A 24,401-nucleotide genomic window follows, 5' to 3' on the forward strand; every position below is an offset into this window, starting at 1 on the left:
ATTTAGGCAAACTAAATATCCCTAAAGGGTTTCAAACATGATAATACTGCCACACAATTTGCTTCTTAAATTACCGATAAGCTATATAGTCAAAGCTGTACTGATTTACTCTAAAATAGTGCACCGTATACTCAAACACGATACCACTTTCTAGCTCACCAACAGAATCAACGCGAATAACCGGATCGGCCATATCCATATTGAGTTCGTCGGCGGTTTTTTTATTCAATATTTCGGGCTTGATCGATTGACGAGAAAGTTTGATTTTTAGTCCTTTCGTCTTTTCTATGTAGTCGTATTTGGAGCTACGCATGGCTTTAATACTAAGATCGGGAAATAGAGAAACGGGTAAATACGTGTGTTCTAGCACTTCAGGCTCATCATCTATCATTCGTAAACGGCGGATTGAATACACCTCTTCTCCAATTGAAACGTTAAGCTTATCTGCCACTAGCTCATTGCATTCAATAAGTTCAAACGTAATTATCTTCGAGCTTGGCGTCTTGCCTTGTGCTGAAACCTCTTCTACGAAGCCGCTCAACTGTAGAGCATTATGTTGCGCCTTAGGCGCTTTAACATAAGTACCGCTGCCCCTTTGGCGAAACAATAAATCTTTATCCACCAGTAGTTGCATTGCTTTACGAATAGTCACTCGGCTTACATCAAACTCTTTTTGCAGCTCGCCTTCAGTTGGCAAGATAGAGCCTGCTGACAGTTCACCATTACTGATCTTTTCAATCAAAGTATCAGCTATCTGCAAGTATCTAGGTTTACTCATCTCATCTCCTTAATCTCCATGCATAATAAAAGTAAACTGTGATCGACGATACATTTAAAATACTTTTAGGCTCGATTATTGTGAAGGATATTATAATTCACACTCAAAGTATCTTATATGTATTGCCCAAAATGATACTTTTAAGATACTTTTATGTCATCAAGTTAAACATCAGGACATTTCAATGAACAAGCAAAACCTAACCGTTGTTGGCGCAGGCAGTACCTACACGCTGGGTATGATGAACAGCCTAATTGCAGAAAAAGATACCTTTCCTTTAAAGCGTGTTGTTTTTTATGACATTGATGCTGAGCGCCAAGAATCAAATGCCAAAGCGACAGAGATTCTATTTAAAGAGCACTATCCGGAAGTTGAAGAATTCATTTACACAACAGATAAAAGTGTCGCATTCTCAAACTCAGACTTCTTCTTTATTCAGATTCGTACTGGCGGCTTAGAAGGGCGCGAACGAGATGAGCAAATTCCGCTCACTCACGGCTGTGTCGGTCAAGAGACATGTGGTGCTGGCGGTATGGCTTACGGCCTTCGTTCTATTGGTGACATGATTGAGTTGGTTAACGATATCCGCTCGTACTCAAAAGAAGCATGGATCCTTAATTACACCAATCCAGCAGCGATTGTTGCAGAAGCACTTAACCGTGAATTCCCAGATGATAAGCGCATCCTGAATATTTGCGATATGCCAGCCGCTATCATGGTGAGCTACGCAAACCTATTAGGTTGTGAGTTCTGGGATCTAGTACCTGAGTACTTTGGCCTAAACCACTATGGTTGGTTTACCAAGATCAAAAATAAACAAGGCCAAGATCTGACGGATGAAATCAAGAACATTATCCTACACCAAGGAATTAGTGCCGTTGATCCTGAAATTGCTGATGATCCGTCATGGCAAGCCACATTCCAAAATATGAAAACGATGCTTGAGGATAACCCAGAGTATCTGCCAAATACCTATCTCCAATACTACTTGTATCCAGAAAAAATGGTCGCAAAAGAGCAGATCAACAACACTCGAGCACGCCAAGTGATCAACGGTCGTGAAAAGAGAGTGTTTGAGTTAAACCAACGCATTATTGATGCTGGGACAACCGCTAATGAGACCTTACACGCTGACATTCATGGGCGCTATATGGTTCGAGTAGCAGCATCCCTAGCATACAACATGGGCGACACTTATTTGGTCATCGTGCCAAACAATGGTGCGATTTCAAATCTTCAGGATGATGCCATGGTTGAGGTGCCTTGTGCCCTAACTAATGACGGCCCTAAAGCGTTTGCAGTTGGCACCATTCCAACATTCCAGAAGGCCATGATTGAAAGTCAGTTAGGATACGAAAAATTAGTCGTAGATGCATGGTATGAAGGTAATAGACAGAAGTTAATCAATGCATTAACCCTCAACCGTACCGTTATTAATGTCCCTAAAGCTAAAGCTATCGTTAACGATCTTCTAGAAGAAAATAAAAACTATTTGCCACAATTTTCCCAATAACTTGAACCACCTCTAAGCAGGAAGGAACTCCTGTTTAGAGGTACTTTTGAGGTCACTATGAAAGACATGATACAAAGATTTGGGGCAGCCATGTTTGTCCCTGTTTTGCTATTCCCTGCGGCAGGTATGCTGCTTGGATTTACCGTTATGCTCCTAAACCAAGATCTGTTCCCTTGGGCAGTTCCTGGTTCAACATGGCACAGTGTTTCCACCATTTTGCTACAAGCGTCATTAGCTGTTTTCAAAAATATGTCTCTTATTTTTGCAGTTGGCTTACCCATCGCGCTAGCAAAATCAGCGTCAGGTCGTGCGGTACTGGCCACCCTCGTCTCTTACATCACTTTTAACTACGTTATTGGTGGAATACTACAATTTTGGGGGGCTGATCTTGGCGTCAATTATGTTGCTGGTGAGCGTGGTCTAACTGAAATTGGCGGTATCTTAACACTGGATACCAACCTTTTAGGTGCTATCGTTATCGCGAGTGTATCGGTTTGGGTTCATAACAAATACTTTGACCGTAAACTACCGGACTGGGCTTCTGTGTTCAATGGCACCCCATTAGTGGTTATTATTAGCTTCCCTATGATGGTTGCACTTGCTGTTATCACATGCTTTGTATGGCCAACTATCCAAGGTGGTATCAATGGTCTACAAACGTTCTTAGTCAACTCAGGTTCGTTCGGTGTTTGGGCATTTACTCTTCTTGAGCGTCTATTGATCCCTACTGGTTTGCATCACTTTGTTTATGGTCCTGTATTCTATGGTCCAGTCGCGGTTGACGGCGGTACTGTTGCTTACTGGATTCAACACATTCAACAATTTGCAGAAAGCAGCGCACCCTTAACTGAACAATTCCCTCAGGGCGGCCTCATGTTAACTGGTATGGGCAAAGTGTTTGGATGTACAGGTATCGCACTAGCCCTTTACTCAACCGCGAAACCAGAAAAGAAGAAGATGGTACTAGGACTTGTTCTAGGTGCAGCCATTACCGCAATTCTGACAGGGATTACCGAACCTATTGAGTTCACATTCCTATTTATTGCGCCTGCTTTATTTGTTTTACATGCACTACTTTCAGCAACAATGGCGACGCTTGCCTTTATGCTTGGTGTATCGGGTAACTTCCAAACTGGATTAATCGACTTTGTTTTCCAGAACTGGCTGCCATTAGGTGCAAACCACATGGGTACGTATGTGATTCAGATAGCACTAGGTCTCACCTTCACGGCTATATATTTCTTCAGCTTCCGTGCAATTATTCTGAAGTACAACTTAATGACTCCTGGGCGCGATGATGCGGAAGTGAAATTTGTGTCAAAGGCAGAGTATCGCGCATCTCAAAAAGGAAATACCGTAAATGGCAGCGAAGACGACCAAGCCAATGCATTCATCCAAGGCTTAGGTGGGTGCGACAATATCGAGTTATTAACTAACTGTGCTACACGTTTACGTGTGAAAGTCAAAAACGCTGAGTTGGTTCAACCGACATCCTATTTCCAACAACAAGGTGCTGTTAACGTGGTTCGCAATGGAGAGAGTTTCCAAATTATTGTTGGCTTGACCGTACCACAAGTTAGAGAACAGATGAGCCAACTCATCCAAGTTTAGTTCCCCTACTATTTTCGCAATTAAACAAAAGCCTCTGCTTTAAAAGAGGCTTTTGTTTTTTAGACATATATAACTGGTTTGAACGATTGTACCTTACTGTAGAGGAAACAATCTCAATATTCGTCTCTGTCTACATAAAGGCATGAATTTCATTTTGGCGTTAATAACGGAGAAGAAATTACTGGCTGTCGATAACATCAATCAGAGCTTGCAACTGAGCCTCTGAGTCCCCCCCAATGTATATTGTTACTGTAGCTGTTTCTTGCATGAACGCACCTTTGTTACCATAGAACGCAAACTCATCAGGGGTCAAAACAAATTCAACAATTTTTGTCTCTCGAGCCTTTAGATCTACTTTTTCAAATGCTTTCAACTCTCTACGTGGACGAGTAGTTGAAGTACCACATTGGGAGATATAGCATTGTACCACTTCGCTCCCATCTAGTTCAGATTCATTGGAAACTCTCACTGAAACATGAACATTTTTACCCACAGTGATAAGATTTTGTGTTACGTGCATATCGCTGTAAGTGAAGCGACTATAGCTTAACCCATAGCCAAATGGATACAGCGGTGTGTCTTGGCAGTCTTTATATGGTTGATACTCCTGATATGCCCGCATTTTTCCAAGCTCTTTACGCGCGTAATAGATTGGTACCTGACCAGTCGTACGCGGAATTGTCATAGTAAGCTTACCTGATGGATTGACCAACCCGTTAATAACTCGTGCCACGGCATTTCCAGTTTGAGTACCGCTTTGCCATGCATAAATTAAAGCATCCGCGTATTGCTCTATTGCCGGAGAAGGGATTGGGCGTCCCGTACATTGAACAACAATAAGTGGCTTACCAGTTTTACCTATTGCTGAAATAAGCTGTTCTTGACCTGCAGGCAACACTAGTTCTGCTATATTACGTGCCTCGCCCGTTCTTCTGTGGCTCTCTCCAACACACAACACCACAATATCAGAGCGATGTGCACATTCGACCATCTCGTCACTAAATGCGCTACTATCAGTAAGGATGGTATTTTGCTTTGAATAAGCCTTTAATCCGTCAACAATTGAAACGACATCATCACTGCTTCCATCTAAGCACCATGATCCCAAATGTTGTCGTTTTGAGTCAGCATGTGGGCCTATAACCGCCACTTTTAGACCAGAGTCACTGATTGGAAGGATGTTGTCCTTATTTTTTAACATTACTAGGCTTTGTTCAGCGAGTGCCAAGGCTTTGCTCGAATGTTCTGGTCGACCAAGCACACTGAGGTGACGCTTCGGATCAACATAAGGGTTCTCAAATAAACCAAGACGAAACTTGGCTCGGAGAACTCTTCGAGTCGCGTCATCCAAGTACTCTAGGAGCGATGGGGTCATTTCTATTGCTTTAGACAAATTCTTTTCATAGGCTTCATCTGGCATAGCCATGTCTACGCCCGCCTCAAGTGCCAACATGGCAGCATGAACAGTATCACGCGCAACACCGAAGTACTCTAGGTCAGCAATTGATCCCCAATCACTCACCACCAATCCGTCAAACTCATGTCTATCTTTAAGCCAACCACGAACTAAGGATTTAGCCCCAGTCACAGGGGTGCCACCAAGATCATTGAATCCAGTCATCAACGAACCTACACCCGCATCAATTGCAGCTTCAAAGGGAGGTAAATAGACGTTATGTAAACTGTTTTCGGAAATCTCAGTAGTATCATAATCTCTTCCTCCTTCCGAAGCGCCATAGCCGACAAAATGTTTTGCACATGCCAGAAGGCTCTCTGGCTGAGTTAAGTCATCTCCTTGAAAGCCACGAACAACAGCTGTGGCGATTTGACTCGTTAAATACGGGTCCTCACCATTACTCTCTATTACTCGTCCCCAACGAGGATCACGGACAATATCTAGCATCGGTGCAAACGTCCAATTAATCCCTAACGAGGCTGCTTCAGCGGCAATGTAACGATAGGCCTCCTCTATCAACGATGGATTCCAAGAACAAGCTTGTGCAAGTGGAATCGGCAACACTGTTTTCTGACCGTAAATAACATCACGAGCGAAAATAATGGGTACACCAAGCCGGCTTTCTTCTACTGCTACTTTTTGAATTTCATTCAACTGATTGGGGTCAACTGTCTCGCCAGGCATATTCCCGGCCCATGCAGTGTCGGCTAAAATCCGTGAACCTCTCAACCCTTTGCGTATTGTTTCTAAGTAAGCGGCTTTATGAGCCTCATACTCTAACATTGGAGTCTGGCATAACTGTCCAACTTTCTCTGTTAACGTCATCCGCGACAACAGATCTTCCGTTCGGATATCAACAGATAAGGATGAGTCTTTATACTTTTCCATGGTTATCACTCCATCTCTAGCCTAGGTTGATAGTTGGGAAAAGCTTCCAACAAGAACTCGTTCATTTCATCTGCTAACACAGTATTTCCATTTTGTAATGCGACCAGACGTAACTGCTCTACAGCCTCTGGTACATATCGAACATCTAACTCAACATAGGTTTCTATGAATGCTTCGAGTTGTTGCTGATTAAGCTGAGTGATAATTTTTTGAGGCATTATCAATGCCTCCTCGTAGAATGACGGCTTAGGCCCAAGCTTGGAACTTTCCCAAGTTTCGAGTACCTGTTGAAACCCACCGAGATAATGATCACCTTGACGCAGTTCGAGTTTATTCATGCCTTTGAGGGCGATCAGCAAGTTATGTTCGTTTAGTTGTTGATGAGCGTAAACACTATATTGCTTAGAAAGTTGATACGCTTTGAACCAAGCTGTGCCGTAAGCAATTACCACTAACAACGCAAAGAGCGCAAATTTCATACCTTTACTCATTACTTAACTCCAACACCCGTAAACGCTTTAATAAAGTTTTTCTGTAAGCAAAAAAACACGATAACTACAGGTACAGCAATCATGGTTGTCATTGCCCAAAGCTGCTCTAAGTTGGTTCCCGGGACTTCGGTTTGGAAATTGTAAAGAGCCAGTTGCAAAGTCATTAAAGATTCGTCTCTCACATAAAGAAGCGGGCCCATAAAGTCGTTCCAAGCTCCCATAAATGTCAGAATACCGACTGTCGCCAAAGCAGGTCTTAACATAGGTAAAACAATTTTTCTAAAGATGCGAATCTCATTGGCTCCATCAATTCGAGCCGCCTCCAAGTACGCATTATCAATTTGTTTCATAAACTGAACGAGAAGAAATATATTGTAAGCGCTGATGGAGCCCGGAATGATCAACACCCGGTATGTATTAATCCAATTCCACTCATACATCATCATATATGTTGGTATTGTGAATAGTACCGCAGGAATCATCATCGAACCCAAAATAACTTTCAGCCAAAATTCTCTGCCGGGAAGATTAGTCTTAACAATTGCGTAAGCAACCATTGACGAGAATAATACGTTAAGAAAAGTTACTGACACAGAAATAAATATAGTATTAAAGAAAACTCGCGCCAAATTTATCGATTCAAATACTTCTATGTAACCTTTAAATGACCACTCCGCCGGTAGACTATTAGGCGAGTGCATTATTTCCGGCCCAGCCTTAAATGAATTAATCAACATAAAAAAGAAAGGGTACAGCACTACTATAGAGGCAACAATCAATGTTACATAAATCAGGAGTATTGTATTTTTACTCTTATTCATACCTAGTCCTCCTTGCTTGTAATTTTTAATTGCATCATTGTTAATAGATAAATAACGGCAGCAAGCATCAAGCCAATAGTCGAAGCTTCACCCATCTGCATTTTTTCGAAACCTACTTGATATAGGTATAGAACAGGTGTCAAAGCAGATTGATAAGGCCCACCACTCAAGTCAAAATTCATAAATACTTCAATAAACATCTGTAAACCATTAATAATGTTCATCGTCATGACAAAGATAATCTGTGGCATAATCATAGGGAGAGTGATTTTTCGAGTCTTTCGCCACCAGGATGCGCCATCGATATCTGCTGCCTCAAATAGAGAACGATTAATGCTGGCGATTCCTCCTAGGAATATGATCATCTGAACACCAAACCACTTCCATGCACTGAATACTGCAATAACCGGCATTGGTAGCCACTGCTCAAACTTCCAAAAAACAGGCTCTGTTAACATGTTAGCGCTCATCATAGAACTCTGTATTGGCCCTGTCGGACCTGAAACAAAATCGAAGATAACCATTGCTACTGTTATAGAGGTAATAACAGGAATAAACATTATCGTTCTAAACAAGCTGGCCATAAATTTAATTTCATTTAGTAATAAAGCTAGACCTAGACCAATCAAAAAACTAAGTGAAACGAAAATCACCTGATTAAAAATAACGTTAAACAAGGACTTCCAAAAAAGAAAATCCGTCACTACTGATAGCCAATTCGCCAACCCGACAAATTGAGTATTTTCCGGCATGAGAATATTAACGCTTAAGAAACTACTCTCAAAAGACAGGAAGAAAGGATACATTAGAAAAACAATGAAATATATTATCCAAGGCGCAAGGAAAACATACCCCATAATGAGATTATTCTTTTTCATTTATTTATCACTCAAGTTTAGCTATTAGTGGGCAAATATTTTCTTTGCTTGTTCGCTAGCTGAGTTAACAGCCATTTCCGCAGTAATTTCTTTCTTAAGCACTACCCTAGAGTATTGTTGAAGCAATATATTTGCGACATCAGAAGACTGAGAAAAAGGTTCGCTCATAATAGTATAGGGAAGCTGGTCTACAAATGGTTTCGCTTCATTACTTTGGTAGTAAGGACGATCGAAAAGTTCGGTCAACACTGGTAACTGACCCAGCGCAACATTGGCTTTGTGATTGAGCTCATTGTCCATCAATAGTTGCACAAATGCCCAGCTCAGTTGCTCGATTTCAATAGAATTCTTAAAAATCATCAAAGCACGACCATCTAGGGTAGAATATGAAACATCATTTCTACTAACTGTTGGAATCGGTGCTAGCCCAACATCCTCTCCAATCACCATAGGTTTATGAGCAGCCTCACTTAAATTTGCCTTCCAACCAAATCCAAATTGTGTCCACATACCAATGTTGCGAGAAAAGAAACTTTTTTCCATCGTCAAAGGAGCAAACTTTTGAGCTTCCTGCATTGTAGATAGGAATGTCGCCATGTTAGCTTCTTCTTTGTCAAAAACAGGATGCGTTCCAAAACGGTTAAGTAAGGTAAATTCACCTTTATTAAAGTTGTAATATAACTGGGCAAGCATCCCCCAATACCAACTACCTGAGGACAATACATCATTCCAAAAAACTGTTCCGTAAACAGGACTACCATCTTCACGAGGGGGAAGCTGATTGATTTTTTCAGCCGCACTTAAAAACTCGTCCCAGGTTCTAGGGGGTCTGTCTGGGTTTAATCCCGCCTCTTTGAACAGCTCTTTGTTGTAAATCATTAATTGGGTGGTAGCATTCCATGGAATATAGTATGTGCGACCAAAATTCTTTCTAAGAAATACCGGCTCAATTCTTTCTATGAGCTCTTGGTAACCATCAAATTGTTCAAAATATGCAAGCTTTCCCATTTTTGCGTATTTTGCAGGTTGATATCCAAATACACCTGCATACAAGTTTGGCAAGTCGCCTGCAGCCATTCGTGTTTCTAAGTTCTCATCATTTGAGACAACTACATCAACATCTGGATATAGTTTTTGAAACTCAGGTACAACCACATTTCGAACAAACTCCATATAGTTGCCTACCGGTGTCATCACTTCTAGCTTGGTTCCAGCAAACGTAGCCGTCTGGCAACTCATTGCTAGCAAACACCCAATCAACCATTTTTTCATTACCCCACCTACAATGTTTCCCTTAAAATTAATTTAGTCGGTAGAATTCTCAGATCTTCCATGTCATCTTTACTGTTCATTGCGTCAATCAGTGTTTTCGCAGCTAACTCGCCCATACCCACTTTTTGGTGAGAAATAGTAGAGAGTCTTGGAATCATGAGTTCTGCCATCTGTATATCGTCGAATCCGATTAGCTTCATTTGGTCTGGGATTACGATGCCTTTTTCCTTTGCGGCTCGGATTATGCCAATTGCCATTTCGTCATTAGATGCAAATACCGCCTTTGGCTGCTTACCTTCTTCGATTAACTCCTTCATTTTCTGGTACGCTGACCGCTCAGTGAAGTCCCCTTCAATTAATAATGATTGATCAACATTGATTTTGTAATAACCCAAAGCTGAGATATATCCGTCAAAACGCTTTTGAGCATCATAGGAGTCAGAAGGCCCCCCGAAATAATATATTTCTTCAAACCCAGCGTTAATCAAAGCCTTTGTAGCTGAAAACGCCCCGCCAAAGTTATCAATAAGAATGTTATAGATATGTGGCCCGGAAACTTCTCTATCGAGTACAACAACGGGAAAGTCTTTGTTTGCGACCGACTTTATAAACGAATCATCAAATGAATTAGTCAAAACAATCGCACCGTCTACCATTCTATCTCGAATGTATTTATGCGCAGTTGAACCTTCATTGCCGTAAACACTGCAAGCTACTAGGTCATACCCATTTTGATGACATGCCTGTTCTATTCCTTTCACTAATTCGCTGTATATAGGTCCAAACCATGAGTTAAAAAACAGGCCTATTGCATTGCTTTTCTTTTGTTTAAGTTGCTTGGCGTTATTGTTTGCAACGTAATTAAGTTCAGATGCAACTTTTAATACATGCTCTCGAGTCGCTTCACTAATACGTGGACTTCCATTGATAGAGTATGAAACCGTTGCAATTGACACATTCGCCTTCTTTGCTACATCTTTTATCGTCACGGTCATTTTCTACAGATTCCTTGCTTCAATTAATTAGGTCACCACAGTGACAGTTGAAACGATTATACAAAGTTATTGAAGACACAACAATTATTACAAAACCAGAACTGCTACTCATAAAGTTAACCCGGCGAACCGGGTTAACAAGTTCGCTTTACACCGTTATCTCTAGAATATTGTCAGAGTTCTTCAGGTTACTTTTTAGATAATTAGATGAAACTATCGCTCCGCCTGAACGATAACGGTTTGGTTGTAAATTAAACGGAACTTCTTCTCCGTTTAGAAGAACCGTTTTGGGTGTGTGCTGACCTTCCATCGAATTGATGACCACCTGTACAGGTTTACCTTCAATTTCATAATCCAATGAAATCGTGCCTAGTCGAGAAGATACAATTGGATCAAGCACTAGATCCCCGCCATCAAATCGCAAGCCAAACACATTGCTGATTAATTGATTCAAATAAATACCCGGGCCGCTAGAGTAAATACGCCACCCGCCTTTGACCGACACCTCTCCTGCTTTCACTTTGTCAAAGTTGTCGTATGCAGAATAACGATCATTGAATTTTGCATCAGAGCTTGAGAAGTAAGCGTTTGACTGCCTTATTTCTGCATTAGGAACGCTGTCCTGAATTCCCACAGGAATAATTTTATATAAGTTGTCAAATACCGCTTCTGCATCACCTAATTTACACAATGCTTCTATGAATCGAATGTGTGCGTGACAATATTGTAAACCAACCTCTCGACCTAAGTTTGCTGCTAGCTCTGCGCGTTTGAAATAAGTCTGCTTGCCTGCCTTATACTCTGCCATGCAATCCATCAATCTCACCCCATCTGGATGGACTAAGTGCTCTTTAATCATCGACATATGTTCATTCGCCATTTCAGGCGTAAACGTCTCGGAAATGATTGAACGGCTTGCCGGCAACAGGCGATATTTGATGCCAGTTTTGTTATCCGATGGGTGAAGAAGGTACTCTACTTGCTCAACTTCACCTTGCTCGTCTCGATCAAAGTGTATAAAGCCAGCGATAGTGTCATCTTTAATCAGATAGTGGTGGTAATCATGCTCCATATCAGCCGCAAGTTTGGTCAGCCTCTCGCAGAAAACCTCAAACTTTTCCGTTCCTTTCAAAATGGCCGCCATAGATTTAAGCGCTTGCAGCGTCAGAGGAATCGTCCAGCCACTGACCATGTTCTCACGCAAAGATTGATTTGCAGGCTGCAAAGTATCATCCCAATCCCCATCCCCGTAGCAAGAGAGAGAAGTTCCTGGAACAAGATTATCGATGATGTGTTGAATTTGACGTTCAACATGCGTGAACAGCGAGTAATTTTCAGAACTCTTGGCAAAGCCCTCTTCGGCCAGAGTATAAGGAAGCATCTCATCAAGCACGCTAAAATCAGCGGTAACCGTTAAGTACTCACTTAGCGCTTTGAGTGGCCAAACAATAATATCGCCATGGGCATCTTCTTGTTGGATCTGGAAATATTGATCGAACATAAACCATTGAGGCCAAGTCCCAGTTTCTTGATATTGATGGCTGTAAATCTCTTTAAGTAGATCTCTCGCTTTTCCATACTCTTGCATTGACATGAATAGCTCAAATGGACCCTGAGATACATCCCGAGTTCCCCACGCCGCGCCTGAATACTGCTCTAGACCATGTGGCGTACTATAGTGAACCAGCGCGTTGTGCGTAAACCAATGTACAGTTTCATTTAAACGTTGGCTGTTTAGTTCATCATCTGAAAAATGCAGTTTAAATCCTTTGGTTAGCTTCAGTCGTTGTGACTCACACTTTGCTGTCTCTTCATCAAATTCAATGCGTTGGCCTTTAGAATTCTCGCCAGCCAATTCACCGCCAATTGTGACCCTTGCCTTATCGTGTACAAGCCCTTTCAGAACTAAGTAATCTATCGACCCCGTATCAGGGTTAGAAATGATGTCCCACTCAGACAATTCCAAACTTGGTAGTAGACTAAAACTCAATTCAGATGAGAACTTTTCAATCAGTTCGTTGTGGCCCTGAATAGTTAGCCCCTCTTCACCTTGAGTTACACGAATCACGCTGTCTGACTCATTGTTACCAAAGACAAGCTGATGAGATACCGCAATATCCAACGCTACATCCAAGCCACGCGTTTCAATTTCCAACTGAATAATCGGTGTATCTGCAGCGGCAAATGAGCGGACTTCGATAAAACCATCAAGATATTTATAAACCCAACGTGAGTAATTTGTTCCCACCTCATAAGCCGAAGGCATACCTAAAGCTCGGTATGTCTCACCCTGCTTGATCCAGATACGTTGACCGCCATTGGAGAAGTGGTTGAGCGGATTTCGGCAAACACCAAGCAATTTGTTGAACGAGGTGTTACCTAACGTCAACTGTGAGTTAAATACACCAAATATATGATGGGTAGCACTCATGATTGAGTTTTGGTAATCGGTATTATTACCAGTTGCGATTACGTGCCCAGTCGTACGCTCCATATTCTGCTCTTTAGCAGGCAAGGTTACGTATTGACTATCCCCATAGAAGAATGAAAGTAGCTCACCGTCTTTAGATTCTGAAAAACGTCTTTCAGTGCCGAAGAGCTCACTTAGTTCTGTCTCATTTAAAGGCTCACCTACGATGTAAGGTGCTTTAGCTTGTGCACTATAAGGCAGCAAGTTGTCGCAACTTACGACATGTTTGCCACGCTCATGCAAAACCTTAATGGACGAGACATCAATATGCTGCTTTAGGTTTGACTCCTCACAATGATCTTCAATAACCCCGTAGAAGGTCTGAACACTTTTCTTGTTTGGCTCTAGATTAACGAGTTCCGTTTGAAGAGCGACATAACCCATTTCATACTGATATTTTTCATTGGCTAGTTCGCGATTTTTCAAAGCGATAGCTTCACCAGTGATTTTGTATTCTCGACCGAAGAACTGGTAACCATCCGTACTAAAGCCAACAACCGGTGAAAACGAACCAATCTGAATTCTTGGGTTGCCAACGCTTTGTGGAAGGTTTTGACGACTACATACGGTGAACCCGTAATCATCTAACTGATAGACTTGGTGATCTAAGTACTGCGAGCAATACGCTTCATTAGTCTTAACTGCACCTTCATCAGCCAATCCAAGATCTTGTCCATAAACTAAGTCAAAGCTCAGTTCTTTGTTGCCGACATTACTCACTTCAATATCATAGAAAAAAGCACTGTCTACAATTCTAATCGATACTAGCGCTTCAAATTTATCAGTCGTAGTTTTCCAAGCTAAAGAACCATTCGACTGTTTAAACGTTTCAATTTCTTCATTAAAAAAAAGTAACGGTGTTGCTGTAATAGCATCATTCTCGAATGCACGTAGATAAACGTTGCTAATAGAGAGCTCATTCATCGGTGTATCAAAAAGAGAGACCATTAGCTCTTTACTGCGAATCGCAGACAGCACACCAGTTGGGCTGAAGGTCATGTTGAGTTCATTCGCACCGACGAGCAAGGTCGGTTGATTAATAAATTGGTGCATCGTAACTAATCTCCAGACGATGAATTGTTAAGAGTAGAAAATGTTGTTTTCAGTTGAGTCATCGAACAGATGGCATTTACCCATGAGTAATTCGATATGACAGCGAGAACCTACAGAAGGAACCTGCTCGCGGTCTGACTGCTTACAAATGACCGGACATCCTAGTACGTTCAGGTGCACATACACTTCTGAGCCAAGCTCCTCAATAGCTTCTACTTCCGCAGACAGCGAATTGGGACCTTTCTCTAACCGAACGGTTATGTATTCTGGACGTATACCTACGTGAACTTTTTTATCAGTCCAAAGCTCAGCTCGAGCCTGGCGCTCTTTTGGCAGCTCAAGTAGTTTACCGCCGAAATCTATACCAATGTTATTTCCAGACTTACTCACTTTTCCGGTAAGCATGTTCATTGCTGGCGAGCCAATAAACTCCGCGACGAAACGGTTCTTAGGGTTGTGATACACATTCATCGGTGTGTCCACTTGCATAATGTGCCCCTTATTAAGAATGCATACCCGGTCACCCATTGTCATCGCTTCTACTTGGTCATGCGTAACATAAACCATCGTTGCTGGGCTACCAGTGTCTTGAAGCTGTTGGTGCAGACGAGTGATTCGCATACGCATTGAAACGCGCAACTTCGCATCAAGATTTGAAAGCGGTTCATCAAAAAGGAAAACGTCTGGTTTCCTTACCATAGCTCGACCTAAAGCTACGCGCTGACATTGTCCCCCCGACATTTGGCTGGGCTTACGATCAAGCAAATCCGTAATTTCTAATAGCTCAGCAGCTTCTGATACTCGTCGCTCAATTTCTTGCTTAGGTTTCTTTGCAGTTTCTAGACCAAAGGCCATATTCTCATAGGTGGTCATATGTGGGTAAAGCGCATAGTTTTGAAAGACCATAGCAATTCCACGGTCTTTTGGTGGCAAATCATTACAAACCTGGTCACCGATAAATAATTGACCGCTAGTAATACTCTCTAGACCTGCAATCATTCTTAGCATCGTTGATTTAGCGCAACCTGATGGGCCAACGAGAACCATAAACTCACCATCTTTGATATCTAAATTGACATCATGAATGGCATGAAAGCCATTATCGTAAACCTTGTTAATCCCTTCAAGAGTGACCTTTGCCATGGGCTATAACATCCTATCCAAATCAAGTTAAACGTTTCAACAAAGAATATCGAAACAACCAGTTCAACGCAATGAATTCATATCGTTAGTTTTACGTTTTCGTGATCTCTATCGCTCTTGAAAGAGTTTACAATATCTCGTCCGCCACAAAAGAGTTGTATAACGACTGCAACGTTGACGTATGTCCTTTTAAATCAAGGTATAACGCTACATTCTCACGTACAGATTCCGCGATAAAAGCACCAACAAACATCCCTTGATCAAGGCCGATAACTTGACTTGATACCCGGCCACTACTATCAATGGCGTCTGCCCAACCAGCCAATGTTTCAATTTGAGGGGAGTTTAGTTTCAATTGATTTAAACGCTGAATTGCATCAGTCGGTGAAAGCATATAATACAAAGCCAAAGCATGAGGAGTTCCTGTGGTACCAGTCTCAATGGAGTCGCCGTATTTACGGTAACTTTCAGACGTCGCTTCTAGTCCAAATGCTGCGTAGCCATCATCCACAGTTGATGATGCTGAAACGAAAGGAATACTATGATCATCAGCATATTGAAGGTGAACTTGAGTGAATTCCTCAACCATCTCGTAACTGGGCATCAATGACCGTTCATCAAGCCATAGCGCAGGAAGAGTAGCTTGAAAATATGAACCATCCCAAGTGAGCATAGGCGTTATATTAGAGCCGGCAATCGAGGCCCCTCCTCTCACTAAGGTCATGTCTGTAAACGCGGTGTAAGGTACCTGCCCATCTGTTATCATGACTGCCCAAAGCGTCGCAAGTCGACTTTCATTGGCTTTCCGGTCCACGTGATAACTAAGATACGCGTGCTCTTCTCGGCTCCAACCTGCCCTCAAAAAGCCCCGATTAGAGTCATATAGAACGTTCCAGCCAGGAACTTGCTGATTTATTAGTGCTTCCGCTCTTAAAGAAAGTTGATTTAAGCGTTCATCTGTGTGGTTGTTAAGCGCACCATAAAGACCAGCCAAAGTAAAAGACATTATGCCGTTATCTACCGCCGATGCGATGGCTGTGTCATTAATGGCTAAACTCGAACCTTCTACTTCGTATAGCCAGTAAAAAAGCCCATTCCATTTAGGGGCTTGCTCTAGTTTACCAAGTACAGTACCCAAGCGAGTAATCGCTGCCTCATCACCATACTCTATCATCTGAATGAGAACATTAATGTACAAGGCTATAGCCGATATATTTGTGTAGCTGGAAGGAATTACATCTCCGTCATTAACCAAAACATGGTCAAAGGGAATATGAGCTATATTTGAAACCCCAACACCATCAAGAAAGTAGTCCATATTGTCTTGGAGAGCTTGCTCAAATCCAGCTGGATAGTATTTTGATTCTATGCGAATTTGAGAAATCACGTCTTGGTCAGGAACAATTGGCTCTGTTGGATCATCATTTTGGTTGCTCCCACCGCTTTTACACCCAGTAAAAGCAAAAATCGATAAAGCGAGAAGAGGTAAGTATCTAAATTTCATAGGCGCCTCATAAAAAAAGCCCCGAGGGGCTTATAAACATCGCAGGTAACTATTTAGAAATTCCAAATAATGCCCACTTTGGCAAACACACCTTCTTTATCGCCCCAGGTGTACTCGTTGGCGTTTCTTTGCTTGTGATCGCGGTATGCTAGATCAGCCAATAGGCTCATGCTTGAATTAACAGGGATCTCTGTGTATAAGGCATAATTACTGTAATCGTACCCCGTTCCATCAAAGATTTCAGTTTCTCCTTTTTCATATCGAAGTTCCAGATACACATTGTTGTCAAACCGAAACTGAACCAAGGGTTTGAATGCAGTTTCCTTCCAAGCAAAATCGTTTTTGTCCTCATGAAACAAGAATTTTCCACCTAAGTTGATCCAGTCATTAAATCGATATACATACAAAGGTTCCGATTCGTAAAACATCGCCTTTTCTTCTTTCCAATAACCAGACTCTAGATTTAAGTGGAGGAAGTGTTTTCCAAATGAAAAGTTAAGCTCGGGTGTTATTTGATACTGAGTACTTTCTTCGAAGCCCGATACCTTTTCATATCCAATCTCGACTGCATAATTAAAATTCTCGTTCACCCATTTTTCATAGCGAGGCATCAGATCTATAGTAAGCAACGCATTACCTTCTGATACTCTGTCTTTACCACGATATGCATGTGTTTCTTTTATCACGTATGCGAGTCGGAAATTTTCACTGACTTTAGTTGAACCGTCAGCAAAAATAAACGATTTGAATAACTGGCTAGGTGCATTCTTATAGACGTACTCTTCATACTCATACCCTGTGAGCATACGAGTTCGTTTTTCTTTTGAGCTATCAGAGCTCGTTGTCATAAGTACGGTACCAAAGCCGCCAATATCTCGTAATGATTCATCCGTTGACTGAAACTCTACCTGAGCTCCTGTCACCCCCCCATATCCGGGTAGTTCGATCCCGTCCCACATTCCAGGTTTAGCGTTCACGTCACCATAGCCAGGTAATGAAATACCTTCCCACATACCTGCTTTATGTTCGGCACTCAACAAATTTGGCGAAATAAACGCAAAGCTTAACCACAACGTTGCAGAGAGTTTTCTCATGTTCACGTTCTCCCCAACTAGCGATTATTGGGAACAAAGCTACGATACATTTCTTTTACATCATCCATGTAGTCGCGAGCTTCCAAATAAGTTTGTACGTCGGCATTGATCTCGTCAGCAATAAACGCTCCAACAAACATACCTTGATCCAAAGAGAGTATTTTTGTTGACATGCGACCTTCAGTATCGACAGCGTCATACCAACCAAACTCAGACTCTATTTTCGGGTAGTAATCTTTCAGCGCTTTTAACGCAGCCACAGAGGTTTCTGGGCTAACAATGTAAGACAAGGCCGTTGCATGCGGTGTTCCGGTCAATCCACCATGCATTTCGTTGTTAAACATCATTTTGCTCTCTGAAAGGTGAGGAACACCAAATTCAGCGTACCCGTCGTCGACGGTTGCAGAGGATGATAACAATGGGATGTTGTGTTTGGCTGCGTAAACCATTTGAGCAAAGGTCATATCCTTTACAAGGCTATAATCAGGCATGAGCTCACTTTCGTTCATCCAAATAGATGGCAACATTCCCTGAAAGTAGGTTCCATTCCAAGTTAACATTGGGTTGTATTGCTTACCATTAAATGTGAATGGATAGGTATATAACTCCATATCATTAAATGCACTAAGAGGAACTGCATTTTCACCTTGGTCACGAGTAATTAGAGCAGCCCAAAGTGGAGCTAACCGACTTTCGTTAGCTTTTCGGTCAATAAAGTAAGGCAGTGGAGCATTTTCTCTTGTACTCCATCCTGCACTCATCAATCCGCGCTGTTTATCATAAATAGCAGCCCAGCCATCTAGTTGTCCCTCAAGAATAGCCTCGATTCTGGAAACAATAGCTTGTTTCTCTGACGACGTTGAATCAAGATACGCTCCCGCTACCCCAACAAGAGAAAACGCTAAGTTGGCATTATCAACTGCAGGAACAATGCCTTCCTCAGTTGGCTGAAGTTTTCCATCAACAATGTCATATGGCCAGAAATATAGCCCCTTCCATGTCGGTGTTTCTTCAAGCACATCAAGAACTTCCCCAATTCTCACTAAAGCATCTGCATTGCCTGCTTTTTCCACTTCTACCAAAATATTCAGATACAGACCAATTTCGGTAGTGTTTACGTAGTAGAAAGGGACAACTTCACCATCGACTATCGATACGGTGTCAAAAGGAACTTTAGAAACTGGGTCAACACCAACGCCGTCGCGGAAGAAATTCAAATTGTTGTTGAGCTCAGCTCTAAAACTTTCTGGATACAAATGATCTCTGATCGTCAATTCATCTAAAACAATGTCGCTGGCAAAAGTGCCAACACTGAAGCTTATCAATGCTGCTGCAAAGGCATACTTTTTATTACTCATCATCATGTCCAATTGATTAAGGGTCTGCTTAAACGTTTATATAACAGTGCGGCAGATTTACTGGGTCGTCAATAGTGGGCAATACGCAAATGTGATCCAGATATGATAATTTTTGTATTAACTATAAAATAGAGAAATGAGCATCGAAAAATCAAAAAACAGTACTTTAAATACAACAGGTTAATATAAATTGCTCACTAAATCACAAAAAAGTCAGTAAGCATTGATAAGGTAAATATGTTCCCTGTACCTGTCGAAACTCACAAAAATTACATTGGCTTTATCATTTTACTTGCGTTACTGAAATTTAAATATCATGCTGATCACGGATTAAACGTTTAACTAAGTACTGAAATCAGTTGTTAAGTAGCCATAGGATCGAGAAATAAAGCCATGGAACAGTTTCCCCTTAGTAAGAAAACACTTATTGCATCTCTCTGCACCTTAACATTAGTGGGTTGCTTGGATGACCCATACGAAGAACCAAATGAGCCTGTCGATAGAATTGTTCTTTATGGCTCGGGCGATACAGGTGCATTTTCAATGGCTGTTGTCGATAGTTCGGACACAAAAGCGTTTGTAGACGCTAACGGGTCAGTGAGCCAGGGTAATGTTCATACACGAAGTGTGACGGGAAATACACAAAGTATGACAGGAAATCTCAATGGTGACCTCGATATCACTATCACCAACGACGAAAAAGGGCGCGTCTTGCTTCAAAGCAAGGACGGGTCTCCTGTTCTCTTAGACATCGACACCTCTGAGGCTACGTTACAATTTAATAGCAAAATGAAGAGTAGACCTATTGCGGGTCAGGAAATATATCTGACCACTCAAAAGTCAATAGATAATGATGTCGGCCAAGTGTCACTAACTAGCTCTTTCCTAGCCAGCTATAACGGCGCAACACAAACAGTTAAGGTTCCGCTATCTTGTTTTACAACTTCAGGCATGGACTTTACTCAAGCCGTAACTCCTTTTGCAATAGAATCTTCGAACAACCTCGACTTTACGCTTGGTAGCATTCAAATCGTTGCCAACTCTGCTGATGCTGAAGATGTATTGCAATGTCAATCATCGAGCGAAAAAGTTGAAGCTGACGATTCTAACGATAGTTACCAAGTTTCAACTTTGTTTAACATAGATGATAGCGGTACTGGCGGATGGGCTACAGGTATAACCAACTGGATGACATCTGGAGAAACGACTCTTCATTGGGGGTCAGATCATGTCCGATTGGAATATACTGACGCACCACTTGGCGAAAATGGAGGTTTAGTTTTTGCGACAACAGATGGAAGCGATCGAGATATTTCCAGTTACATCGAGACAGGCATGCTTCAGTTCATGCTCAAAGTATCAAGTTATGCCGCCCATCCAACTAAGCGCCTCCAAGTCCAAATGGAGTCAAGCGAGTTCGGAAACTCAAAGTCATATCTACTCGGAGAAAACGCGGCTCAGAATCGCTGGACAGAGGTTAAGATTCCATTGAGTGAACTTTTCACTCGTGATGATGGTAGTGTGAACATTAATGTAGTTAAAAACATTGATAAAGGACTCTCTATTTTACCGGAATGGGTAGAATCTACAGATACGCTGCAAGGAATTGACTTTTCAGTTCGCGACATTCGAATCACTATGAGTGATCCTACAAAAGAGATAGTGCTATACGGCCCAAATGATGACCAACGCTTTGATGTTATCGTCATAGATAGTGATAGTGTAGAAGCGATAGTCGATGAAAATGGCAATAGTGCACAAGGTAACATCCAAACCCAAAACCCATTAGGCACACCAAGAGGTACACTTAACGTCACTATTTCAGATGACAATTTAGGTCGCATATTGTTACGTAGTAGCGATTCAAGTCATGTAAATATTGATGTTGACCCATCCAGTGCAACTATACAATTTGATGTCTCAGCAATTAGTAAACCAGCATTAGACCAAGAGATCTACATCACGACTCAAAATGAAGTCGGTGTCGACAAGGGGAAAGTGTCAATAACGAGCGCATTACTTGCCAACTACAATCAGGGAACACAAACCATCAAGGTTCCACTTTCATGTTTCTCTAACGAAGGTATGGACTATACAAATACAATTTCCCCGTTAGCACTGGAGTCTTCAACAAACTCTAATTTTGAATTTGGTAACGCTCGAATAATTGGCAGCTCGAACGAGCAAAGCAATGTACTTGAGTGTGATACCACCAGTACGCCGCTTGCTGGAGATGATCAAAACGATTCCTACGCTGCGTCCAAAGTTTTCTTCGTGTCCGGAGGTGTACAAGGCTGGGCAACAGGCATCACTAACTGGATGACAGGGGGAAGTTCAACGCTCCACTGGGGTGGAGACCATATTCGTATCGATTATGACAACGCACCGATAGGTGAAAATGGGGGGTTGGTTTTAAAAACTGTCGATGATAGTACTCGTGACTTGTCTAATTATATAGACCGTGGAGTTCTCCAGTTTATGTTTAATGTCGACAACTATGGTTCTCATCCAACACAACGCTTTCAAATTCAAATGGAATCGAGCCAGTTCGGTAATTCACAGCCTTATATACTTGACGTAGGTATGGGCTGGCAACAGATTCAAGTTCCACTTCGCGATCTTTTCTCAAAGGCGGATGGAAGCATTGATATCAACACATTGAAAAACATTGAAACAGCAGTATCAATTCTTCCTGAGTGGGTTGGAGCTACCGATACATTACAAGGTATGCAATTCTCAATAGGTAGTGTTCAATTAGTCATTCTATAATCTGCAATTTAACTTAGGTTGGAGGTAGCACTTCATTGCCTCTAACCTAAGCTTTCTTAAAACTGGAAAAACAAGGAAGAGGTACTAGTACTTGCTCACGAATGTCGATGACCTCTTTACACCAGTCGAACACCCAAAATACCACAAGATCGTTTTTGAATGAAAGTGGTGAACGCGACCAACAGTAGAACTCTTAACACGAATGCTTTCACCTGAACTGCTGAACTCTCCGACCTTATTAAAAGGAACGTAATCTTTCCCTCCCTTCTCCCTTTTTTTCATCTAAACGTTTCTGGCCTTTCTTTTTGAGAAGCTTATCTGCATCTGACATAAAAAACCTCCGACTAAGCTAAAATTAGCCGGAGGTTAAAAACGATCAATCTTCATTGTCTTCCGACAGCTCTTGTCGATCTTTTAAATGCCCCTACTCAACAGTTACCGCTTTCGCTAAGTTACGTGGCTGGTCCACATCGGTACCTTTGATTAATGCAACATGGTAAGACAGTAGCTGCATTGGTACGGTGTAGTAGATTGGAGCGATGATGTCATCAACGTTTGGCATTTGGATGATCTTCATGTTTTCATCACCTTCAAAGCCTGCTTTCTCATCAGCAAATACATACAGTAGACCACCACGTGCACGTACTTCTTCAATGTTCGATTTCAGCTTCTCTAGGAGGTCGTTAGTTGGCGCAACAACGACAACTGGCATGTCTGCATCAATAAGTGCTAGAGGACCGTGTTTCAGTTCACCTGCTGCATAAGCTTCTGCGTGAATGTATGAGATCTCTTTGAGTTTCAGCGACGCTTCCATAGCAATTGGGTAGTACTCACCACGGCCAAGGAATAGTGTGTGATGCTTATCTGCAAAGTCAGTTGCTAATGCCTCGATTTCTTTGTCGAACGCTAACGCTTTTTCAATATTTGCAGGAAGTTCATGTAGAGATTTTACGATTTCGGCTTCGCGTTCTTCAGTCATACGACCTTGCAAACGAGCGATAGACACTACCATCATTAACATTGCTGCTAGTTGAGTCGTAAAGGCTTTCGTCGATGCCACACCAATCTCAGTCCCTGCACGAGTCATAAAGGCAAAGTCAGACTCACGAACCAACGATGAACCAGCAACGTTACAGATAGTCATTGCCGACATGTAGCCTTTCTCTTTCGCTAAACGAAGAGCAGCCAAAGTATCAGCCGTCTCACCAGACTGAGACAATGTCACTAACAAGCTGTTTGGACGAACCACAAAATCACGGTAGCGGAACTCAGAAGCGATTTCGACATCACAGCTTACGCCTGCGATCGACTCAAACCAATAGCGAGCTGCCATACCTGAGTTATAAGACGTACCACAAGCGATGATTTGAACGTGGTCGACCTTCTTAAGAATATCTACCGCGTTAACACCAATTGCTTCAGTGACTACCGCTTTGTCGGTAATACGACCTTCCATAGTGTTGATCAACGCACGAGGCTGCTCGAAGATCTCTTTTTGCATAAAGTGACGGTATTGACCTTTGTCGCCAGCATCATGTTCCGCATTAGACTCAGTGATTTCACGCTCAACTGGGTTGCCGTCTACATCGATAACAGTAACCTCGCGACGAGTAATTTCTGCCACATCGCCTTCTTCAAGATACATAAAACGGCGTGTCACACTTAATAGAGCCAATTGGTCTGAAGCCAAGAAATTCTCACCAACGCCAAAACCAATAACTATTGGACTGCCAGAGCGAGCTGCCACAATACGACTTGGGTCTTTACGGTCAACCACAACCGTACCGTACGCACCGTCAAGTTGAGCCGCCGTTTTTTGCAGTGCTTCCACTAGGGTTGCAGAAGTACGCAGTTCCCATTCAACTAAGTGTGCGATAACTTCTGTATCGGTTTGAGATTGGAATACATAGCCACGCTCTTGAAGCGTTGCACGTAGCTCTTCATGGTTCTCAATGATGCCATTGTGAACCACAGCGATATCACCAGATACGTGTGGGTGAGCGTTCGCTTCTGACGGCTCGCCGTGTGTTGCCCAGCGAGTATGAGCAATACCCGTACCGCCAGTCACATCTTGAGAGTCAACCGCATCCGCGAGCTCTTGAACTTTACCTAAACGACGAACGCGTTTCAGTTCTGAATTTGCATCAACAACGGCTACACCCGCTGAATCATATCCACGGTACTCCAGACGGCGTAAACCCTCTACCAAAATTTCCGCTACGTCTCGCTGTGCTACCGCACCTACGATTCCACACATATCAATTCTCCGTTTCTTATTTCTGTCTCCCTCTCTGAGTGCAAGCAAAT

At 42.2% G+C, this 24,401-nt stretch carries 16 protein-coding genes; 3 read left to right on the forward strand and 13 right to left on the reverse strand.

The features are described 5' to 3' along the window. Positions 1-70 precede the first annotated feature (70 nt). Positions 71-778, reverse strand: a complete 708-nt coding sequence (locus OH456_RS10615; protein ID WP_038227417.1) for a GntR family transcriptional regulator — start codon at positions 776-778, stop codon at positions 71-73. Between the two features lie 184 nt (positions 779-962). Here OH456_RS10615 and OH456_RS10620 point away from each other — a divergent pair, with 184 nt between their 5' ends. Together OH456_RS10620 and OH456_RS10625 are read left to right on the forward strand one after the other, a co-directional pair. Next, positions 963-2,291, forward strand: a complete 1,329-nt coding sequence (locus OH456_RS10620) for a 6-phospho-alpha-glucosidase (RefSeq protein WP_038227418.1) — start codon at positions 963-965, stop codon at positions 2,289-2,291. Positions 2,292-2,348: 57 nt separating this feature from the next. Next, positions 2,349-3,902, forward strand: a complete 1,554-nt coding sequence (locus OH456_RS10625; protein WP_236109328.1) for an alpha-glucoside-specific PTS transporter subunit IIBC — start codon at positions 2,349-2,351, stop codon at positions 3,900-3,902. A 178-nt stretch (positions 3,903-4,080) separates the two neighbouring features. Here OH456_RS10625 and OH456_RS10630 read toward each other — a convergent pair whose 3' ends face one another. The 11 genes from OH456_RS10630 to OH456_RS10680 all read right to left on the reverse strand — a co-directional run bounded on the left by OH456_RS10630 (position 4,081) and on the right by OH456_RS10680 (position 19,325). Beyond that, positions 4,081-6,246, reverse strand: a complete 2,166-nt coding sequence (locus tag OH456_RS10630) for a glycoside hydrolase family 3 N-terminal domain-containing protein (protein ID WP_270033435.1) — start codon at positions 6,244-6,246, stop codon at positions 4,081-4,083. 5 nt (positions 6,247-6,251) lie between these two features. Next, positions 6,252-6,737: a hypothetical protein gene (locus tag OH456_RS10635; RefSeq protein ID WP_236109326.1), complete on the reverse strand. Its 486-nt coding sequence runs from the start codon at positions 6,735-6,737 to the stop codon at positions 6,252-6,254. After that, on the reverse strand, positions 6,737-7,558 hold the full coding sequence (locus tag OH456_RS10640) for a carbohydrate ABC transporter permease (RefSeq protein ID WP_270033436.1): 822 nt from the start codon (positions 7,556-7,558) through the stop codon (positions 6,737-6,739). Before OH456_RS10640 ends, OH456_RS10635 begins: the two co-directional genes overlap by 1 nt. A gap of 2 nt (positions 7,559-7,560) precedes the next feature. Beyond that, positions 7,561-8,436, reverse strand: a complete 876-nt coding sequence (locus tag OH456_RS10645; protein WP_236109324.1) for a carbohydrate ABC transporter permease — start codon at positions 8,434-8,436, stop codon at positions 7,561-7,563. Between the two features lie 24 nt (positions 8,437-8,460). Continuing rightward, on the reverse strand, positions 8,461-9,708 hold the full coding sequence (locus OH456_RS10650; protein WP_236109323.1) for an extracellular solute-binding protein: 1,248 nt from the start codon (positions 9,706-9,708) through the stop codon (positions 8,461-8,463). An 8-nt stretch (positions 9,709-9,716) separates the two neighbouring features. Further along, complete coding sequence (locus OH456_RS10655; protein WP_270033437.1) at positions 9,717-10,703, reverse strand: LacI family DNA-binding transcriptional regulator; 987 nt, start codon at positions 10,701-10,703, stop codon at positions 9,717-9,719. A gap of 148 nt (positions 10,704-10,851) precedes the next feature. Beyond that, positions 10,852-14,226: a GH36-type glycosyl hydrolase domain-containing protein gene (locus OH456_RS10660; protein ID WP_270033438.1), complete on the reverse strand. Its 3,375-nt coding sequence runs from the start codon at positions 14,224-14,226 to the stop codon at positions 10,852-10,854. 27 nt (positions 14,227-14,253) lie between these two features. Further along, positions 14,254-15,369 carry an ABC transporter ATP-binding protein gene (locus tag OH456_RS10665; RefSeq protein WP_270033439.1) on the reverse strand — a complete coding sequence of 372 codons (1,116 nt, stop codon included), beginning with the start codon at positions 15,367-15,369 and terminating at the stop codon, positions 14,254-14,256. A 127-nt stretch (positions 15,370-15,496) separates the two neighbouring features. Beyond that, positions 15,497-16,873 (reverse strand): glucoamylase family protein, encoded by a 1,377-nt coding sequence (locus OH456_RS10670; RefSeq protein ID WP_270033440.1) that lies wholly within the window; start codon positions 16,871-16,873, stop codon positions 15,497-15,499. 53 nt (positions 16,874-16,926) lie between these two features. After that, positions 16,927-17,967: a hypothetical protein gene (locus OH456_RS10675; protein WP_236109318.1), complete on the reverse strand. Its 1,041-nt coding sequence runs from the start codon at positions 17,965-17,967 to the stop codon at positions 16,927-16,929. Positions 17,968-17,984: 17 nt separating this feature from the next. Beyond that, positions 17,985-19,325: a hypothetical protein gene (locus tag OH456_RS10680; RefSeq protein WP_236109317.1), complete on the reverse strand. Its 1,341-nt coding sequence runs from the start codon at positions 19,323-19,325 to the stop codon at positions 17,985-17,987. 393 nt (positions 19,326-19,718) lie between these two features. Here OH456_RS10680 and OH456_RS10685 point away from each other — a divergent pair, with 393 nt between their 5' ends. Continuing rightward, positions 19,719-22,094: a putative glycoside hydrolase gene (locus OH456_RS10685; protein WP_270033441.1), complete on the forward strand. Its 2,376-nt coding sequence runs from the start codon at positions 19,719-19,721 to the stop codon at positions 22,092-22,094. 424 nt (positions 22,095-22,518) lie between these two features. Here OH456_RS10685 and glmS read toward each other — a convergent pair whose 3' ends face one another. After that, positions 22,519-24,351: a glutamine--fructose-6-phosphate transaminase (isomerizing) gene (glmS, locus tag OH456_RS10690; RefSeq protein ID WP_270033442.1), complete on the reverse strand. Its 1,833-nt coding sequence runs from the start codon at positions 24,349-24,351 to the stop codon at positions 22,519-22,521. Positions 24,352-24,401 lie beyond the last annotated feature (50 nt).

The organism is Vibrio sp. La 4.2.2 (assembly GCF_027586995.1).
Classification (GTDB): domain Bacteria; phylum Pseudomonadota; class Gammaproteobacteria; order Enterobacterales; family Vibrionaceae; genus Vibrio; species Vibrio mediterranei.

Bases quoted from the DNA above. Each gene is read 5' to 3' on its own strand.
- OH456_RS10650 (WP_236109323.1), bottom strand. From the start codon at position 9,708: ATGAAAAAATGGTTGATTGGGTGTTTGCTAGCAATGAGTTGCCAGACG.
- OH456_RS10670 (WP_270033440.1), bottom strand. From the start codon at position 16,873: ATGAAATTTAGATACTTACCTCTTCTCGCTTTATCGATTTTTGCTTTT.
- OH456_RS10660 (WP_270033438.1), bottom strand. From the start codon at position 14,226: ATGCACCAATTTATTAATCAACCGACCTTGCTCGTCGGTGCGAATGAA.
- OH456_RS10620 (WP_038227418.1), top strand. From the start codon at position 963: ATGAACAAGCAAAACCTAACCGTTGTTGGCGCAGGCAGTACCTACACG.
- glmS (WP_270033442.1), bottom strand. From the start codon at position 24,351: ATGTGTGGAATCGTAGGTGCGGTAGCACAGCGAGACGTAGCGGAAATT.
- OH456_RS10685 (WP_270033441.1), top strand. From the start codon at position 19,719: ATGGAACAGTTTCCCCTTAGTAAGAAAACACTTATTGCATCTCTCTGC.
- OH456_RS10635 (WP_236109326.1), bottom strand. From the start codon at position 6,737: ATGAGTAAAGGTATGAAATTTGCGCTCTTTGCGTTGTTAGTGGTAATT.
- OH456_RS10665 (WP_270033439.1), bottom strand. From the start codon at position 15,369: ATGGCAAAGGTCACTCTTGAAGGGATTAACAAGGTTTACGATAATGGC.
- OH456_RS10625 (WP_236109328.1), top strand. From the start codon at position 2,349: ATGAAAGACATGATACAAAGATTTGGGGCAGCCATGTTTGTCCCTGTT.
- OH456_RS10630 (WP_270033435.1), bottom strand. From the start codon at position 6,246: ATGGAAAAGTATAAAGACTCATCCTTATCTGTTGATATCCGAACGGAA.
- OH456_RS10675 (WP_236109318.1), bottom strand. From the start codon at position 17,967: ATGAGAAAACTCTCTGCAACGTTGTGGTTAAGCTTTGCGTTTATTTCG.
- OH456_RS10680 (WP_236109317.1), bottom strand. From the start codon at position 19,325: ATGAGTAATAAAAAGTATGCCTTTGCAGCAGCATTGATAAGCTTCAGT.
- OH456_RS10655 (WP_270033437.1), bottom strand. From the start codon at position 10,703: ATGACCGTGACGATAAAAGATGTAGCAAAGAAGGCGAATGTGTCAATT.
- OH456_RS10640 (WP_270033436.1), bottom strand. From the start codon at position 7,558: ATGAATAAGAGTAAAAATACAATACTCCTGATTTATGTAACATTGATT.
- OH456_RS10615 (WP_038227417.1), bottom strand. From the start codon at position 778: ATGAGTAAACCTAGATACTTGCAGATAGCTGATACTTTGATTGAAAAG.
- OH456_RS10645 (WP_236109324.1), bottom strand. From the start codon at position 8,436: ATGAAAAAGAATAATCTCATTATGGGGTATGTTTTCCTTGCGCCTTGG.